The 17,314-nt window shown below is 65.1% G+C and carries 14 protein-coding genes; 9 read left to right on the forward strand and 5 right to left on the reverse strand.

The features are described from left to right. Positions 1-259: 259 nt before the first annotated feature. Together lptG and lptF are read right to left on the reverse strand one after the other, a co-directional pair. Positions 260-1,360 carry an LPS export ABC transporter permease LptG gene (gene lptG, locus ACFOKF_RS15040; RefSeq protein ID WP_380796634.1) on the reverse strand — a complete coding sequence of 367 codons (1,101 nt, stop codon included), beginning with the start codon at positions 1,358-1,360 and terminating at the stop codon, positions 260-262. Between the two features lie 4 nt (positions 1,361-1,364). Continuing rightward, positions 1,365-2,585, reverse strand: coding sequence for an LPS export ABC transporter permease LptF (gene lptF, locus ACFOKF_RS15045; protein ID WP_380796635.1), 1,221 nt, complete (start codon positions 2,583-2,585; stop codon positions 1,365-1,367). A 126-nt stretch (positions 2,586-2,711) separates the two neighbouring features. Here lptF and ACFOKF_RS15050 point away from each other — a divergent pair, with 126 nt between their 5' ends. From ACFOKF_RS15050 to polA, 6 genes are all read left to right on the forward strand, one after another. Beyond that, positions 2,712-3,206, forward strand: a complete 495-nt coding sequence (locus ACFOKF_RS15050; protein WP_380796637.1) for a DUF2141 domain-containing protein — start codon at positions 2,712-2,714, stop codon at positions 3,204-3,206. Between the two features lie 9 nt (positions 3,207-3,215). Then, positions 3,216-4,184, forward strand: a complete 969-nt coding sequence (locus ACFOKF_RS15055; protein ID WP_380796638.1) for a diacylglycerol kinase family protein — start codon at positions 3,216-3,218, stop codon at positions 4,182-4,184. Between the two features lie 211 nt (positions 4,185-4,395). Then, entirely contained in the window at positions 4,396-5,649 is a 1,254-nt protein-coding gene (locus ACFOKF_RS15060) for a glycosyltransferase family 4 protein (protein ID WP_380796640.1), read from the forward strand. A gap of 9 nt (positions 5,650-5,658) precedes the next feature. Then, complete coding sequence (locus tag ACFOKF_RS15065) at positions 5,659-6,174, forward strand: sigma-70 family RNA polymerase sigma factor (RefSeq protein ID WP_380796641.1); 516 nt, start codon at positions 5,659-5,661, stop codon at positions 6,172-6,174. Next, positions 6,164-6,889: an anti-sigma factor family protein gene (locus ACFOKF_RS15070; protein ID WP_380796643.1), complete on the forward strand. Its 726-nt coding sequence runs from the start codon at positions 6,164-6,166 to the stop codon at positions 6,887-6,889. Before ACFOKF_RS15065 ends, ACFOKF_RS15070 begins: the two co-directional genes overlap by 11 nt. A 28-nt stretch (positions 6,890-6,917) precedes the next feature. Next, the gene (gene polA / locus ACFOKF_RS15075; RefSeq protein WP_380796645.1) at positions 6,918-9,701 is read left to right on the forward strand and encodes a DNA polymerase I; all 2,784 of its coding nucleotides are present in this window, start codon (positions 6,918-6,920) and stop codon (positions 9,699-9,701) included. Positions 9,702-10,040: 339 nt separating this feature from the next. On the opposite strand, the gene ACFOKF_RS15080 is transcribed toward polA, so the two are convergent. From ACFOKF_RS15080 to ACFOKF_RS15090, 3 genes are all read right to left on the reverse strand, one after another. Then, complete coding sequence (locus ACFOKF_RS15080) at positions 10,041-10,334, reverse strand: TFIIB-type zinc ribbon-containing protein (protein WP_380796646.1); 294 nt, start codon at positions 10,332-10,334, stop codon at positions 10,041-10,043. Further along, positions 10,334-11,044 (reverse strand): Bax inhibitor-1/YccA family protein, encoded by a 711-nt coding sequence (locus tag ACFOKF_RS15085; protein WP_380796648.1) that lies wholly within the window; start codon positions 11,042-11,044, stop codon positions 10,334-10,336. The genes ACFOKF_RS15080 and ACFOKF_RS15085 overlap by 1 nt, the downstream gene beginning before the upstream one ends. 260 nt (positions 11,045-11,304) lie before the next feature. Beyond that, a complete protein-coding gene (locus ACFOKF_RS15090; protein WP_380796650.1) occupies positions 11,305-12,069 on the reverse strand; it encodes a MerR family transcriptional regulator in 765 nt (254 codons plus the stop codon). Positions 12,070-12,184: 115 nt separating this feature from the next. On the opposite strand from ACFOKF_RS15090, the gene cysS reads away from it, so the two are divergent. From cysS to ACFOKF_RS15105, 3 genes are all read left to right on the forward strand, one after another. After that, positions 12,185-13,702 carry a cysteine--tRNA ligase gene (gene cysS, locus ACFOKF_RS15095; protein WP_380796651.1) on the forward strand — a complete coding sequence of 506 codons (1,518 nt, stop codon included), beginning with the start codon at positions 12,185-12,187 and terminating at the stop codon, positions 13,700-13,702. Positions 13,703-13,786: 84 nt separating this feature from the next. Next, complete coding sequence (locus tag ACFOKF_RS15100) at positions 13,787-16,723, forward strand: CHAT domain-containing protein (protein ID WP_380796653.1); 2,937 nt, start codon at positions 13,787-13,789, stop codon at positions 16,721-16,723. A gap of 89 nt (positions 16,724-16,812) precedes the next feature. Then, a complete protein-coding gene (locus ACFOKF_RS15105; RefSeq protein WP_380796654.1) occupies positions 16,813-17,310 on the forward strand; it encodes a GNAT family N-acetyltransferase in 498 nt (165 codons plus the stop codon). The last annotated feature ends 4 nt before the right edge of the window (positions 17,311-17,314 follow it).

Raw genomic sequence — 17,314 nt, forward strand, 5'->3', positions numbered from 1 at the left:
GGCAAATGGCGGACAAGCACCGCATCACTAGCAGGCCACCTCCCGGCCATTGCTTCCAACAATTTTTCAGTTGCGCCTTGAAACGGGATTTGCCGCCCCTATATCGGGGTTGTTCCGGTCCCACCCCTCCCCCTTGTAGCGGGTCGGAACGCCCCCATGGAGGCCCCGCGCGACGTCCCTTGGTCGCCGGGGCCTTTTATTTTGAGCTATAATCGGGTTTCCGTTTTCCAGGGCGTGCGATGAGCCATCGCCCTCGAAATCACTCTTCGGTGCGGAACAGCACCGTTTCCCCGACCAGCAGGAACAGGAAGAAGGGCGACCAGGCGGCAAGCAGCGGCGGGTAAGCGCCAAGGCTGCCCATGGCGAGCGAGAAATTGTCCGCCACGAAATAGGCGAAGCCCAGCGCCATGCCCATCACCGCGCGCAGGAATAGCTGGCCCGACCGCGCCAGGCCAAAGGCCGCGACCGACCCCAATATGGGCATCAGCATGGCCGAAAGCGGCCCGGAAATCTTGTGCCAGAGATTACCCTCCAGCTCTGCCGTGGGCCGCCCCGCGTCGCGCAGGTCGGTGATCGCAGCCTGCAATTCGGTGAAGGTCAGCGCATCGGGATCGACCTTGGCCAAAGTGAACTGGTCGGGCCGAATATCGCGGCCGAAGCGGACGGTGCCGACATTCTTCATCGTGCCCCGCGCGACATCGAACTGGCGGGCATTTTCCAGCACCCAGCTTTTGTTCGCTGCGTCATAATGGCCCTTGGGCGCCTGGACGATGGTGGTCAGGCTGTTGTTGATGCGGTTGTAGATCTCCACCTTGCGCAACTGGACCGCCGTGCCGCGCCCGGCAACGATCGCGACGTTGACGAGGTTGTTGCCGTCACGCACCCACGGATTGGCCTTCACGCCGCTGTCGGTGGGAACCGGGCCATAATCGACCGCCTGCCAGGCGCTGAGCGCCGCCGTCGATCGCACCACGATCCGTTCGTTGAAGAGGAAGCTGAGCACCGAAACGCCCAGCGCCGCCACCACCAGCGGCGCCAAAATCTGGTGCGCGGACAGGCCCGCCGCCTTCATCGAAATGATTTCGCTGTTCTGGTTAAGCGTCGCCAGCATGATCAGCGTGCCCAGCAGCACCGAAAATGGCAGGAATGTGGCGGCAATTTGCGGCGCGCGCAGCCCGGCATAATGCCACAGCTGCGCGTCGCCATTGCCGGCATAGGCCAGGATGTCGCCCGATTCGCCCAGCAGATCGAGCGTCAGCAGGATCGCCACCAGCATCGTCAGCACGGCGAAGGTGCGGGTGAAGAACAGCTTCATCATGTAGAAGCTGACCTGGCGCGACGGGAAGAAATCGAGATTCATGGGATCAGGCCGCTCCTTCCGCGGCAGACGAAGCCGAACCGCGCCGGCGGCCCATGCGCAGCAGGCGGGCGGCCTGCTTGCCGATCTTGCTGAACGCATATTCCAACGCGCCGATCGGCTGACCGCCGGGGCGGTGCGCGATCACATGATACATCCAGAGCACCAGTGCGGAGGCCAGCACGAACGGCCCCCACAGCGCGATGATGGGATCGACCTTGCCCAGCGCGCCGACGCTTTCGCCATATTGGTTGATCTTGTGATAGGTGACGATGAAGATGATCGACACAAAGACGCCCAGCGCCGATGTCGATCTTTTTGGCGGTATGGCAAAGGCCAGCGCAGCAAGCGGCAACAGCATCATGAACACAACCTCCACCATGCGATAGTGGAAATTGGCGCGGACTTCATTGCGCAGCTTGTCGGGAGTTTGGTGATTCTTGCCGATCACAACCAGTTCGGGAATCGTCTTTTCCCGGTCCACGTCGCGGCCGCGGAAATTCTCGATCTTGGGCAGGTCGATCGGCAGGTCGTGGCTGGAGAAAGAGAGGATGCGCGGCGTCTGGTACTTCGGCCCGTCATTCACCAGCACGCCGTCGCGCAGGCGGAAGATGATGGTGTCGGGATCGTCGGTGGCCAGGAACGTGCCCTGCGCCGCCGTCACCGCGACCGACTGGCCATTGCGGCTGACCGCCCGCACGAAAATGCCCTGAAGATTGCGGCCTTCGTCCCGGCTGCGTTCGATGCGCAGCGTCATGCGCTTGCCCAGCGTGGTGAACTCGCCGACCTTGATCGACGCGCCCAGCGCACCGGAACGCAATTCGAAGCGCAGCGCCTCATAGGCATGGCGAGACAGCGGCTGGACGAAGCCGACCAGCCCGAAATTGATCAGCGCCAGCGCGATCGCATACATATAGGGGACGCGCAGCAACCGGCCGTAGGACAGGCCCACCGCGCGCATCACATCCAGTTCCGACGTCGTCGCCAGCTTGCGGAAGGCCAGCAATATGCCCAGCATCAGCCCGATCGGGATGGCGAGCGACATATATTCGGGCAGCATATTGGCCAGCATGCGCCACACGACGCTGACAGGGCCGCCCTGCGCCGCGACGAAATCGAACAGGCTCAACATCTTGTCGAGCATGAACAGCATCGCGGCGATCACCAGCGTACCGAGCATCGGCAGGGCGATCAGGCGGGCGAGATAACGGTCGGTGGCGGTCAGCATTCTCTAAGTCGTCGTTCCATCACCATGATTTGGCCGCAAACCCATCCCATATGCGAGTCAGGTAAGCGGGGCGAACAGGGGCAAGCCGTCCGGTCCATCCGGTCGGCTATAGCTTCCAGGAGTCTGATGGTCATGTTGAAAGTTGCATATGGTCTGATGTCGGTAGCCGCGCTGGTCGCGGCGGTCCCGGCCATGGCCCATGGGCAGGAAATCGCCAACGATCTCGAACGCTGCGGCGCCGATGCCCGTGGGCCGGCGGTGCTGGTGGATGTGCGCGGCTTCGCCGCCGCCACCGGCAAGGTGCGAATCCAGTCCTATCCCGCCACCAAGGCCGCTTGGCTGACCAAGGGCGAGTGGATCAATCGAATCGACGTGCCGGTCCGGGCGGCGAATGGCGCGATGCGCTTTTGCGTGCCGGTGCCCAAGGCCGGCGAATATGGCATCGCCGTGCGGCACGACCGCGATGGCAATGGCAAGACCGACATTTCGCGCGACGGCGGCGGATTTTCCAACAATCCGTCGATCAGCATCTTCAACCTGGGCAAGCCCGGGGTGGAGAAGGCGGCCTTCCATGCCGGGCCGGGCGTGACGAAAATCACGATCAACCTCAAATATATGTGATCGGCCCCCATGGTAAGCGTCGCCCTTTTGTCCAATCCCAAATCCACGGGCAACCGGCAGACGCTTCCGCGCGTGCGCAGTTACTGCGCCAGCAATCCCGACATCTTCCACTATGAGGTGGAGCAGGTCGACCAGATTGGCCGGGCGTTCCAAACGATCGCCCGCGTCAATCCGGCCGTCATCGTCATCAATGGCGGCGACGGCACGGTGCAGGCGTCGCTGACCGAACTCTATCAGGGCGAACATTTCAAGGGCCGGGTGCCGCCGATCGCGGTGCTGCCCAATGGCAAGACTAACCTGATTGCGCTGGACCTGGGCATCCATGGCGATCCCATCAAGGCGCTGGAGCGGATCGTGCAGATCGCCAAGGCGGGCGTGGACGATCATGTCGTCGCGCGCGAACTGATCGCTTTGTCGGACGGGCAGGCGGAGACGCGGCCGGTGCTGGGCATGTTCCTGGGCGGCGCGGGGCTGGCCGACACCATGCTCTATTGCCGCAACCAGATTTATCCGCTGGGCCTGTCCAATGGCCTTAGCCATTTCATCACGGCCGTCGCGGTGGTGCTGTCGCTCCTGTTCGGCATCCGCGCCCGTTTCCTGCCGCCCTCGGGCAGCCCGGTGCGCATCTCGCTGATCCGCGACGGGCAGTTGGTGGGGCGCTTTGCGGTGTTGATCGTCACGACATTGGAACGATTGCTGCTGGGCGTGCAACCGGGCGACAGCCGTCGTGGCAATATGAAGTTGATGGCCGTCGACCAGAGCCTGCCGGCCGTGCTCCGCCTCGTCTGGGCCAGCCTGTTCAACCGCATGGGCAAGAGCAAGATGCAGGGCATCCATCTGGAACAGGGCGACATCATCCGCATCGAAGGCGAAAAGAGCAGCGTCATTCTGGACGGCGAACTGTTCGAGGCGTCGGAAGGCAAGCCGATCGTGCTCCGCTCGACCGAGCCGGTGCCCTTCCTGCGACTGGCCGCCTGAACCGCGATCACCGCTGATCGCGCAGGGCGGGCCGCTGTCCTACAGGACGCCCCACCGTCATAATCGGGCCCGCACTTTTCTCCTCACATCATCGCCCCTTTCCGATAGGATCAGGCGAGCGCAACAAAATGTCGAATTTTACGGGAAATATGCGAAGCTAAGCGACGAACGGCCGGGGGAATAAACGTCCCGCGACAGGCGTAAGCCGGTCATGAATGCCCATAGTCCGTTTCCGGCCGACCATAATGTCGTCCCCCTGCGCCCCGGCCGCGCCAGCCCTCCGCCAATCCGCGTCGCGCTGTTTTCCGGCAATTATGATTGCGTGCGCGATGGCGCCAATCGCGCGCTCAACCGACTGGTCGGCCATCTTCTGCATCGGGCGGGCATGGATGTGCGCATCTATTCGCCGACCGCGCCGGTGCCCGCCTTCCAGTCGGTCGGCGATGTGCGGTCGGTCCCCTCGCTCTCGATTCCCGGCCGCCCCGAATATCGCGTCGCCATCGGCCTGACAAAGGGGGTGCGCCGCGATCTGGCGGCCTTCGCGCCCGACATCATCCACCTGTCCTGCCCCGACCGGCTGGGGCGGCAGGCGCAGAAATATGGCCGTTCGCGCGGCATCCCGGTGGTCGCCAGCCTGCACACCCGGTTCGAAACCTATCTCGATTATTATCGCCTTTCCTTCCTGCGCGGCTCGATGGAGCGTTATCTCGACCGCTTCTATGGCGACGCCGACCTGATCCTGGCCCCCACCCCGCCGATCCGGGACGAGATGGCAACCCGCCATGGCGCGGATCGGGTCGCGATCTGGAGCCGGGGGATCGACCCGCTGAGCTTTTCGCCCGCATTGCGCGATCCCGCCTTCCGCGCCGCCCATGGCTATGAGGAAGGCGACATCGTCCCCCTCTTCTTCGGGCGACTGGTGCTGGAAAAGGGGCTGGGCGTCTTTGCCGATGCAATTATGGCGATCCGGGCGCAGGGCCATGCTGTCCGACCGCTGATCGTGGGCGAAGGCCCGGCGCGCAGCTGGCTGGCGCAGCGCCTGCCCAACGCCACCTTCGCCGGCCATCTGGCGGGTGAAGCGCTGGGCCGGGCGGTCGCCAGCGCCGACCTGCTGATCAACCCCAGCGTCACCGAAGCCTTTGGCAACGTCAATCTGGAGGCGATGGCGTCGGGCCTGGCCGTGCTGTCGGCCGATGTGCCCAGCGCCAGCGCCCTCATCGACCATGGCCGCACCGGCCTGCTCCTGCCGCCTGCCGATGCGCAAAGCTATGCCGACGCCGCGACCATGCTGATGCGTCACCCCGCCCGCCTCGCCACATTGCGGCAGGCCGCGGCGCAAGCGACGGCGGGCTATCGCTGGGACGATGTGCTAGACGATGTGGTGCGCGCCTATGCCGGCCTGCTGCCCCACCGCGCGCCGCCGCTGCGCCTGCCCGCTTGCCCGCCGCGCGCCGGCACGGGATAAGGGGCGGTGATGGACGATCGGCGCGATATGGAGGCAGACCTGCTGGCGATGCGCCGCTATGCGCGCGCGCTCGCCCGTGATGACGCCGATGCCGACGATGTCGTGCAGGACGCCCTGCTCCGCGCGATCGAGCGCAAGGCGACCTATCAGCCCGAACGCAGCCGCACCCGCTGGCTGTTGGCGATCGTGCACAATGTCTTTGTATCCGGCAAAAGGCGGCAGGCGGCGGAATCGCGCCGCAACGACCGTTTTGCCGAAACCTTGCTATCCAGCATAGATCCGCAGCAGGAAGAATATATGCGGCTGGCCGAGGTCGCGCAGGGCTTCAGCGCCCTGCCGGAACCCCAGCGCGGCGTGCTGCACCTGACCGCGATCGAGGGGATGAGTTATCAGCAGGCCGCGGACGTGCTGGGCGTGCCGATCGGCACGATCATGTCGCGCCTGTCACGGGCGCGCGCCGCGCTGCGCGAAGGGGCCGGCGCCGGATCGCGCCTGCGGATTGTGGGAGGACGCGATGACCAATGATGTGAGCGCGCTGGAGATCGACGCCTATGTCGATGACCAGCTGGACCTGCCCCGCCGCTTTGTGGTGGAAACCCATCTGGCCCGCAATCCCGATCAGGCGGCGCAGGTGATGGCCGACCTGTCGACCCGCAGCGCGCTTCAGATGATGGCCCCGCCGGTCGCCCCGCCCTCCTCCGCAATGGCGCAGGCGGCGGCGCAAATGGCGGCCATGCCGCCCCGACCGCACTGGCGCCGCGCCCTGCCGCTGGTCGCCCCGCTCGCCGCGGCGGCGGGTCTGGCGCTGGTCTTCCTGCGTCCATCCGGCCCGCCCGACTATGTCGATTATGCAGTCAATTCGCATCGCATCGCCATGATGCGCGCGGCCATGGTTTCCCAGGTGGAAACGCCCCATTATGACGCTCGCGAAATCGCGTCCAATACGCGCATCGCCATGCCGCATCTGCCCGACGACTGGCGCGTGACCGACGTTCAGCTCTTCCCCACCGAACGCGGCCCGGCGCTGGTGATCGCGGTGAAGACGGAGGGCGGGCAGAATTTCTCGCTCTTTGCCCTGCGCGATCGCAGCCGCGCGCCAGAACGGCCCGATGCGGTGCAGGAAGGCACGGAATCAGTCGCCTACTGGCGGCGCGGCGACATGTCCTATGCGCTGACCGGCAGCGGCGAACCGCGCCTGATGGACGCCACGGCAGAGGCTTTGACGCGCGACTGGTCCTGAAGGCTGCGGGGCGCTATCCCTGCGCGCCATGACCCAGAATCATCTCTACCTCGTCGATGGCAGCGGCTATATCTTCCGCGCCTATCACCAGCTTCCCCCGCTCACCAACCAGCATGGCCAGCCGGTCGGCGCGGTCTATGGCTATACGACGATGCTCTGGAAACTGGCGGAGGAACTGGGCAAGGCGGAAGGGCCGACCCATCTGGCGGTCGTGCTGGACAAGGGATCGCACACCTTCCGCAACGACATGTACGACCAGTATAAGGCGAACCGTCCGCCAGCGCCGGAAGATCTGGTCCCGCAATTCCCCATGATCCGCGACGCGACCCGCGCCTTTTCCTTGCCCTGTATCGAGGAAGCAGGGTTCGAGGCCGACGACATTATCGCCAGCTATACGCAGGCCGCCGTGCGCGCTGGCTGGCATGTCACCATCGTCAGCTCCGACAAGGATCTGATGCAGCTGATCCAGCCCGGCGTCGACATGTACGACACGATGAAGAATGAGCGGCGCGGCGCGGACTATGTGGTCGGCAAGTTCGGCGTTCAGCCTGAACAACTGGGCGATGTGCTGGCGCTGATGGGCGACAGCGTCGATAACGTCCCCGGCATCCCCGGCATCGGCCCAAAGACGGCGGCCAAGCTGATCACCGAATATGGATCGCTGGAGGCCGCGCTGGAAGCTGCGCCTGCGATGAAGAAATCAAAGATGCAGGAAAATCTCATCGCCCATGCCGATATGGCCCGGCTGTCGCGGCGGCTGGTGGCGCTGCATGACAGTATGGACCTGCCCGAACCGCTGGACGATCTGACGCTCAAGGGCATCCCCAAGGAACCCTTGCAGGAATTTCTGTCGCATCATGGTTTCAAGACGCTGCTCAACCGCCTCGGCGCGCCTGCCGCTGCGGCCCCGGCAGCAGCGACCGCGACGGCCAGCGCAACGGCCGCGCCCGCCGCCCCGGCGCCAGCGGAAGAACCCGCGATCGACCGCAGTCTCTATGAAACCGTGGTGACGGAAGAGGCACTCGACCGCTGGATCGCCGCTGCCTATGCCGAAGGTCTGGTGGCGGTCGATACCGAGACGGACATGCTGGACGCCGTGTCCTGCCAGCTGGTCGGCATCAGCCTGGCGACCGGGCCGAACAAGGCCTGCTATATCCCGGTCGGCCATGGCGGCACCGACATGTTCGCCGAGCGGCCGGAGCAGTTGGACAAGGCACTGGTCATCGCAAAGCTCAAGCCGCTGCTGGAGGATGACTCCATCCTCAAGATCGGCCAGAATCTGAAATATGACCTGACAGTCCTGCGCCGCCATGGCATCGAGATCGCCCCCTATGACGATACAATCGTCATGAGCTTCGACCTGGATGCCGGACAGTCGCTGGCGGGGCATGGTATGGACGAGGCGGCCAAGACCCACCTCAATCACACCTGCATCAGCTTCAAGGAAGTGGTCGGCACGGGCAAGAGCCAGATCAGCTTCGCCGAAGTGCCCCTGCCCCGCGCCACCGAATATGCGGCCGAGGATGCCGACGTCACGTTGCGCCTGTGGAAACGGTTCAAGACGCGCATCGCCAATGAGGGCGCCAACCGCGTCTATGAACTGGTCGACCGGCCGCTGGTCAGCGTGATCGCGGGCATGGAGCATCAGGGGATCAAGGTCGATCGCGAAGCGCTGTCCCGCCTGTCGGCCGAATTCACCGCCGGGATCGCGGCGCTGGAAACCGAGATTCATGAGATTGCCGGCCAGCCCTTCGCCATCGGCTCCACCCAGCAGCTTGGCGCGATCCTGTTCGACAAGCTGGGGTACAAGGGCGGCAAGAAGGGGAAGTCGGGCGCTTATTCCACCGACGTCACCATCCTGGAGCAGTTGAAGGCGCAGGGCGCGCCGATCGCGGACAAGGTGCTGGAATGGCGGCAGCTATCGAAGCTGAAGTCCACTTACACCGACGCGCTTCAGGCGCAGATCAACAAGGATACCGGCCGCGTCCATACCAGCTACTCGCTGACCGGCGCGCAGACGGGCCGCCTCTCCTCGACCGATCCGAACCTTCAGAATATCCCGATCCGCACCGAAGTCGGCCGCCAGATCCGCCACGCCTTCGTCGCCGAGCAGGGCAATGTCATCCTGGCGGCGGACTATAGCCAGATCGAATTGCGGCTGGCTGCCCATATGGCCGACGTGCCTGCGCTGAAAGACGCGTTCGCCAATGGCGAGGATATTCACGCCGCCACCGCGATGCAGTTGTTCGGCGAGGTCAATCGCGATACGCGCGGCCGGGCCAAGACGATCAACTTCGCCATCCTCTACGGCATTTCACGCTGGGGGCTGGCCGGCCGGCTGGAGATCAGCGCGGACGAAGCGCAGGACATGATCAGCCGCTATTATGAACGCTTCCCCGGCATCAGCATCTATATCAACGAGACGATCGAGAAGGCGCGCGAGCGGGGCTACACCGAGACTTTGTTCGGCCGGAAAACCTGGTTCCCGCGCATCAAGGCATCGGTCCAGCATGAACGACAGGGCGCCGAACGCGCCGCGATCAACGCGCCCATTCAGGGCACTAGCGCGGATATCATCAAGCGGGCGATGGCGCGTATGGGACCGGCGCTAGAGGCGGCGGGCTTGCCCAATGTGAAGATGCTGCTGCAGGTGCATGACGAACTGGTGTTCGAACTGCCCGAAGGCGATGTGGACGCAGCCAGCGCGGTCATCCGGCAGGTGATGGAGACGGCGGCCGAACCGATCGTGAAACTGAGCGTCCCGCTGGGCGTGGAGATCGGCACGGGGCCGAGTTGGGGCGCGGCGCATTAGCGCCCGCGACGATCCTTCGCGCGGACTATCGCCCGCAGGATTTCGCAACCCCACCAGCAGGCTATCAAGCCGGCCGTGATACAGTAGGCTGTCAAACTCCTTGGGCTGGAGAACAATTCACGGCGCGCAGCGATGGGAATAGCTAAGAGAAGGAGGGGAAAGAGGATAATCGAGACTTTGTTTGGCCCAAGGGTCGCAAACTCTTGCGCCAACCAATTCCTCAATCGCTGCATCAGCTCGCCATAAGCTACCCGTCATCCCAGCGAAAGCCGGCATCGCCGCTTTCTTCCTTACTTCGCACCGACGAAAAAGGCCGGCCCCATCGGGACCGGCCTTTCCTTAATCGAACAGCTCTTCGAGAAAGCTCTTCTTGCGCTTCTTCGGGTAGCCCCGCCCGTCATCCCGATAGTCCCGGTCCGGGCGATAGCTTTGCTGGGCGAAGGGTGCGGGTTGGGGCGTGGGGGCGCTCGCCTGTCCGGATCGTTCGATGATCTTGTCCAGTTCGCCCCGGTCCAGCCAGACGCCCCGGCACTGCGGGCAATAGTCGATTTCGACCCCCTGCCGGTCCGTCATCGCCAAACCGACATGACAGACCGGACAGAGCATCGCCGACAGCTGAGCAGGATCGCGCATTATTCGCGTTCGCCCGTCAGGCTGAGCAGCATCTGGAACAGGTTGACGAAGTTCAGATAGAGCGACAGCGCGCCCATGACCTGCATCTTCCCTGCGACTTCATGGCCGGCATAGTAGAAATATTCCGACTTGATGCGCTGCACGTCCCAGGCGGTGAGGCCGGTGAAGACCACCACGCCGATGATCGAGATGACCATCGCCATCGCCGAGGAGCCGATGAAGAGGTTGATCAGGCTGGCGACGATGATGCCGATCAAACCCATCATCAGGAAGCTGCCCATCTTCGTCAGGTCGCGCTGCGTGGTGTAGCCCCAGAGCGCCATGGCGAGGAACATGACCGCGGCCGAGAAGAAGGCCTGCGCGATGCTGCCGCCGGTGAAGACGAGGAAGACGCTGCCCAGCGACACGCCCATCACGGCGGCGAAGGCGTAGAAAGCGGTGCGCGCGGTCGACGTCGTCATTTTCTCCATGCGGAAGCTGAAGAAAAAGACGAAGGCCAGCGGCGCGAAGATCGCCACCCATTTGAGCGGCGTGCCATAGATGGCGGCGGCCAGAGCGGGCGTATTGCCGACCAGCGCTGCAACCAAGCCGGTGATGACAAGGCCAAGGCCCATATTGCGGAAGACGCCCAGCATATGCGCGCGCAGGCCGGCATCGGTATCGACCGACCGGCTGGCGCCAAGGCCCGGCATGCGAACGGGATTATTCATCGGAAACACTCACTCCATCAGCAAAACCATGGTTCGAGTGGCCCGGTGCGGTCTCCTGCGACGACAAGAGGGGGCAAATCGCCGCAAAACCTGCACCGGGCGCACCCGATGCGGTCCGACATCGCGACAGGACAAAGGGGGGAAGTCCATGTCGCCAGAGGGGCCCGGCCCGCATCAGCAATATCGGGTCGCCAACGCGCGGCTGCAAGGGATCGGCCCGCCCGCAACATTTTATTACAATTGCGGCCGATCCTCCGGGATCATCCGGCCTGGCGCGCCTGCCCCACCGCCTTGATGAAGGCCCATATATCGGCGGAGAAAGGCGGCGTCTGTTCGGCCTGCCATTCCCCGATATTGTCGTAGAGCAGCGTCAAACCCTGCGTCATGGCAGGGGTCGCCACCGCCATGAAGGGCGCCAGCAGCGCCTGCCATTCGTCATAGAAGGCACCGGCCTGCGCCGACGCCGGGTCCAGCGGCAGCGCATCGGCAATGCGGGCGGTCAGGTCCGCCCATTGCGCCCCATAGGCCGCCTGATCGAAATCAGTGGGCAAGGCGCCCTGCACATCGGCGAAATCCGCTTCCGCCTGCGCGCTTATGTAAAGGTCGGTCACGTTCTTCCATTTTGCCTGATCCATATCGATGTCTCCGGTTCGGATCAGCGAGCAAAGGGTCGCGGCATCGAGCGGCTCGCCACGGTCGATGCGGGACAAGGCGGTGGCGAGATGGGCGCGTGCCTGCGCCAGCCCCTGCGCCTGTTCGTCCAGCACGGCGATCTGCGCACGGAGCAACGGCGCCAGATCAACCGGCCGGTCGTTCAGCAGTCCTTCAATCTGGGACAGGCTGAAACCGGCCCGTTTGAGCGTAATGATCCGATGCAGCCGCGCCAGTTCATCCCGGCCGAACAACCGCCGCCCCGAAGCGGTGCGCAAGGGTGCGACAAGGCCGCGCCCTTCATAGAAACGCAGCGCGCGGCTGGTGATGCCGGTCAGCCGGGCAACAGCGGCGATATCCATCAGATCGGTCATGGAGACGGGATAGCGGTTGACGCTGGGTCAAGTTCAAGCGCTTTTTTGCGTCCCCAGCGCTGTTGATGCCCTGCCCCGTTGACGCCCGGCCCTTCTGGCGACATGGCTGGCCACCATGTCCGACGACCAGCATATCCCCGCGCCGCTGCGCCTGTTCAACAGCCTGACCCGCACGATCGAGCCGTTCGCGCCGATCGAGGACAATCATGCGCGCGTCTATAGCTGTGGCCCGACCGTCTATAATTACGCGCATATCGGCAATTTGCGCGCCTATGTGTTCGTCGACACGCTGCGCCGGACATTGTTGTGGAAGGGGCTGAGCGTCACCCAGATCATCAACATCACCGATGTCGGCCATCTGACCAGCGACGCCGACGCGGGCGATGACAAGATGGAAGCCGCCGCGCGCGCCAGCGCCAAGAGCATCTGGGACATTGCCGCCCATTATACCGATGCGTTCAAGTCCAACATCGCCGCGCTGAACATCATGGCGCCCAGCGAATGGACGGTTGCGACCGACTATGTCCCCCAGATGATCGATTTTGCGCAAAGCATCGCGCCCGACCATTGCTATGAACTGGACAGCGGCCTGTATTTCGACTGCACCACCGTTCCCGATTATGGCGCGCTGGCGGGCGGACGCGACGACGCCGCGCATGCCCGGATCGATCCGGTCGCGGGCAAGCGCAATCCGAGCGACTTCGCCATCTGGCGCAAATCGCCGCCGGGCGAACAGCGCCAGATGGAATGGGACAGCCCCTGGGGCAAGGGCGCGCCCGGCTGGCATCTGGAATGTTCGGTCATGAGCCAGGCGCGCCTTGGCCAGCCGTTCGACATTCACACCGGCGGCATCGACCATCGCGAGATTCATCATCCCAATGAAATCGCCCAAAATCAGGCATTCCACGCCTGCTGCGGCGAGCCGGATGCGGCGACGGCGGGCTTCACCGGCGCGCGCTGGTGGATGCACAATAATTTCCTGGTGGATCGTCAGGGCAAGATGAGCAAGTCGAAGGGCGGCTTCACCACCCTGTTCAGCCTGATCGACGCGGGCGTGCATCCGATCGCCTATCGCCTGCTATGCCTGGGCGCCCATTATCGCAGCGAACTGGAGTTCAGCGCCGACAATCTGGCCGCCGCGCTGACCCGTTTGAAGCGGCTGGTCATGGGCATCGAGGGGCTGAAGGCGCGGGCCGAGGGCGTGACATGGCAATCGCCGCGCCTCGATTATCTGCGCGCCAATCTGCATCCCAAGCTGGCGCCGTTGCTGGAGCAGTTCGACGCGGCGATCGCCGACGATCTGATGACGCCGCGCGCCCTTCCCCTGCTGGAGGAAGTCATTGGCATGAAGAAGGTGCCGGTGGACGAAAAGCTGTGCCTGATCGCCGCCTTTGACCAGGCGCTGGGCCTGAACCTGCTGACGCTCAATCGCGCCGACCTGCGCGTGCGGCCAAAGGATGCGCAGATCAGGCCGGAAGAGATTGAGGCCGAACTGGAACGCCGCACCGCCGCCCGGGCGGAGAAGGATTTCGCCCTGTCGGACGAGATTCGCGACGCCCTGATCGCGCGCGGGGTGGAGGTGATGGACGGCGATCCGCTGCGCTGGGACTGGCGGCTGACGCTGGCGGGGTAAGCGCCGCGTCATTGCGGCCATCTTGACGCCGCCCGCCATGCAAACCAAGCCATGAACGGGTCGAATCGAGATAGCGGGGGCAAGATGAAACTTTCCGCGCACTGTTCGGCTGTCCTTCTGGCGCTGGCGCTGCCGCTTTCCGGCGCGCCGGCGGCGATCCCGGCGGGTTTTTCCGCCACTGATCCGCGCCATGCATCGTTGCGCCGGCTGGAGGATCGCGCCTTCGCTCTGTTCAACAGCGACGATTATGCGCTGTCCATGTCGCAGCAGACGCGCGACGCCTGGCTGCAACTGCATGCGGCGGGGATGCGCGCCAAAGTGGGCGGCAGGCCGCATCCGCTGGCCGGCGTGGCGCTGATCAACCTGTCGTCCATGGACCAGATCGACGGCAAAAATCCCGACGCACTGGCCCGGTCGAACGAGGGCCTGACCCTGCTGGAGCCGTTCGCCGACGCCTATCCCATCGCCTGGATGCAGGGGCTGTCGATCAAGGGCTTCGTGCAGATCGCGCTGGGCAATGTGGCGGGCGGGGCGGATACGCTGGCGCTGGCCAGTGCGTATATGGATGGCTATATTGCGCGCACGCCGGCCGATCGGCTGGACAAGGACACGCATATGCTGCGGTCCAACATCGCCTTTTCCCATGCGCAGGCGCTCACCCGCCTCGGCCGCAACGCCGACGCGGTGGCGGCGCAAAAGGCAAGCATGGAGGCGCGGATCACCGCCGCCGGGCCAAACAGCCCCGACACGATCGGTTCCTATTACACCTATGCCCAGATGCTCCAGCGCGCAGACCGCGACGCGGAGGCCGAAAAATATGCGCGGATGGCAGTGGAGATCGCCACCGACCATGTCGACCGCAAGCATCCCAGCTACGCCCGCGCGCTGGAGGCGCTGGGCCTGCTGCTGTCGCGCACCGGGCGGCGGGTCGAGAGCCTGGACTATCTGCAACGCGCCATCGCCATCAAGCGGGAGACGGTGGGGACGGACAGCCTGTATTTTCAGTTCGGTCTGCAAAATCTGGGGTCGGTGCTGCTGCCGCTGGAGCGCTACGCCGACGCCGAGCCGCTGTTTCTGGAGGCGGAAAGCGGCTTTCGCAAGATCGAGGGCGAAAATAGCCCGCAATCGGCCCGCGCGCTGGCTTTTGCGGCATCGGCAGACGTCGCCGAAGGCCGGCGGGATGAGGGGATCGCGCGGTTCGAAGCGGCTCTGGCGCGGGTGCGCGCGGGATCGGACAAGGACCGGGATATTGGCCAGCGCGTCTACCCCTATCTGATCCCCGCCCTGATCGAAGCCGGGCGCGTGGACGAGGCGCGGACCATCGCCGCCAGCTTCGTTGCGGAGACTGCGCAGCTCGACAATGCACCGGCGCTGCCGCTGGCGCAGGCGGCGATGCTGTCCGCCTGGACGGGGCCGGATCAAGGCCGCCTTGGCGAGGCGGCAAGGCGGCTGGTCGGCGTGCTGCGCGATGGCGCGGCGATGAACGACAATGGCGAACTGACCGAGGATCAGCGCGCGGCGCTCGACACCGTGCTGGCCGTGGCGGCGCAAACGCAGGATGCGCCGCTGGCGCTGGACGCGATGGCGGTGCTGGCCGGATCGCGCATCGCGCAGGCCAACCGGCTGGTGGCGCAGCGACTGGTCGCAGACCCGGCGCTTGCGGCGCGGGTGCGCGGGTTGCAGGACAAGGTCAAGGCGCTGGAGGCGGCGGACAGCCGGCTGCTGAAGGCTCTGGCGACGGACAAGGATGTGGCGCAGGCGCGGGTCGATCGCGCGGCGGTGGCGGCAGACGCCGATGCGGAGCGGGCCGCCCTGTCCCGCGATTATCCGCGCTGGGTGGAAGCGCGCGGCGGCGAACGACCGGAGCTGACGACATTGCGGGCCGGGCTGGGTGAGCAGGAAGGGTTGCTGGCGGTCATGCCGGCCTTTGACGGCGTGTACCTGCTGGCGGTCGGTCCGCATGGCGCGCGGATCGAACGGGCGCAGAGGGGGCGGGCCGCGATGGTGACGCTGGTCAACCGGCTGCGCGGATCGCTGACCCCGGCGGGGTTCGATCAGGGCGCCGCGATCGACCTGTATCGCCAGATCTTCACGCCCGGCATCCTCGCCAGTCTGGACAAGGCCCGCGACCTGCGGATCGTGCCGACCGGGGCGTTCGCGTCCCTGCCCTTCGCCATGCTGCCGCAGCGCCCTGTAGCGAAGGTGGATCGCAACACGCCCTGGCTGATCCATCGCTTCGCGATCGAGGTGCAGCCCGGCTTTGCGATCGGCGCGCGGCAGATGACGCGGATGGCGATGCGCGATCAGCGCTTCCTGGGCATTGGTGCGCCGCAGAGCTTTGCAGTCGCAGCGCCCGCTCTTCCCCAGCGCGGTGGTGGGTTGCTGGCAGCCAACGCCTATTTCCGCAATGGCGGGGCGGATGCGCAGGCGCTGTCGCAATTGCCGTCTTTGCCCGGATCGCTGACCGAATTGCAGGCGGTGGCGAAGCGGTTCGGCGCGGATCACGCCACGCTGCTGGTCGGTGGCGAGGCCAGCGAGGGCGCGCTGCGCCGCCGTGACCTGTCCCACTATGGCGTCATATTGTTTGCGACGCACGGGTTGGTCAGCGGCGAGATGGAGGGCGTGACGGAGCCGGCGCTGGTGCTGTCTCCCCCCGCAAGCGCGACGGCGGACGATGACGGGCTGCTGACCGCGTCGGAAGTGGCGGGGATGCGGATCGGCGCGGACTGGGTGATCCTGTCCGCCTGCAACACGGCGGCGGGCAAGGATGCGCAGGGCGCGGCCTATTCAGGGCTGGCGCAGGCGTTCCGCTATGCCGGGGCGGGATCGCTGCTGGTGTCGCACTGGCCGGTGCGGGACGACGCCAGCGCGTTCGTGACGCTGGAGACGGTGAAGGGCGCGAACCGGGGCCTGCCGCGTGCGGTGGCGCTGCAACGGGCGATGCTGAAGCTGATCCGATCCGGCCAGCCGGGCGCAGCGCAACCCTATATCTGGGCGCCGTTCATCCTGATGGGTCGATGATCCAGCCCTATCCGGGAAAGTCCTTATAGGTTTCCGTGAACGGAAAGCCGATAGGTCGGGAAGACCTTCTTCCTGCAAAGGATTTTCCGATGATCGCGCTGGAAACCCGCTATGGCTTTCGCTTCGACATTCGCCTGGCGACACACCAGGACGAGCCGGCGCTGGCCGATTTCTTCGCCGACGTGACCGACGAGGACCGGCGGTTCCGATTCCTGTCGGCCGTGCGGCAGGTCAGCCCCGGACAGTTGCATGCGATGACCGATTTCGAGCATCACCGGCATGAGACGTTCCTGGCCTTCACGCCGGGTGGGCGGGAGATCATCGCCGCCGCCACGCTGGCGGTGGATGAAGCGGGCGGCACTGGCGAGGTCGCCATTTCCATTCTGCCCGATCATAAGGGCAAGGGGATTGGCTGGACGCTGCTGGACCATGTCGCCAGGGAAGCGCGGGCTTGGGGCGTCACCAAACTCCAGTCGATCGAAAGCCGGGACAATCGCGCCGCGATCAGCCTGGAGCGGGAAATGGGCTTTTCCGCCCGCGCCATTGAGGGCGATCCGGCGCTGGTGCTGCTGGAACGGGCTTTTTAAGCAT

Origin of the sequence: Sphingobium rhizovicinum (genome assembly GCF_042647625.1) — a bacterium.
GTDB classification, from domain to species: Bacteria; Pseudomonadota; Alphaproteobacteria; order Sphingomonadales; family Sphingomonadaceae; genus Sphingobium; species Sphingobium rhizovicinum.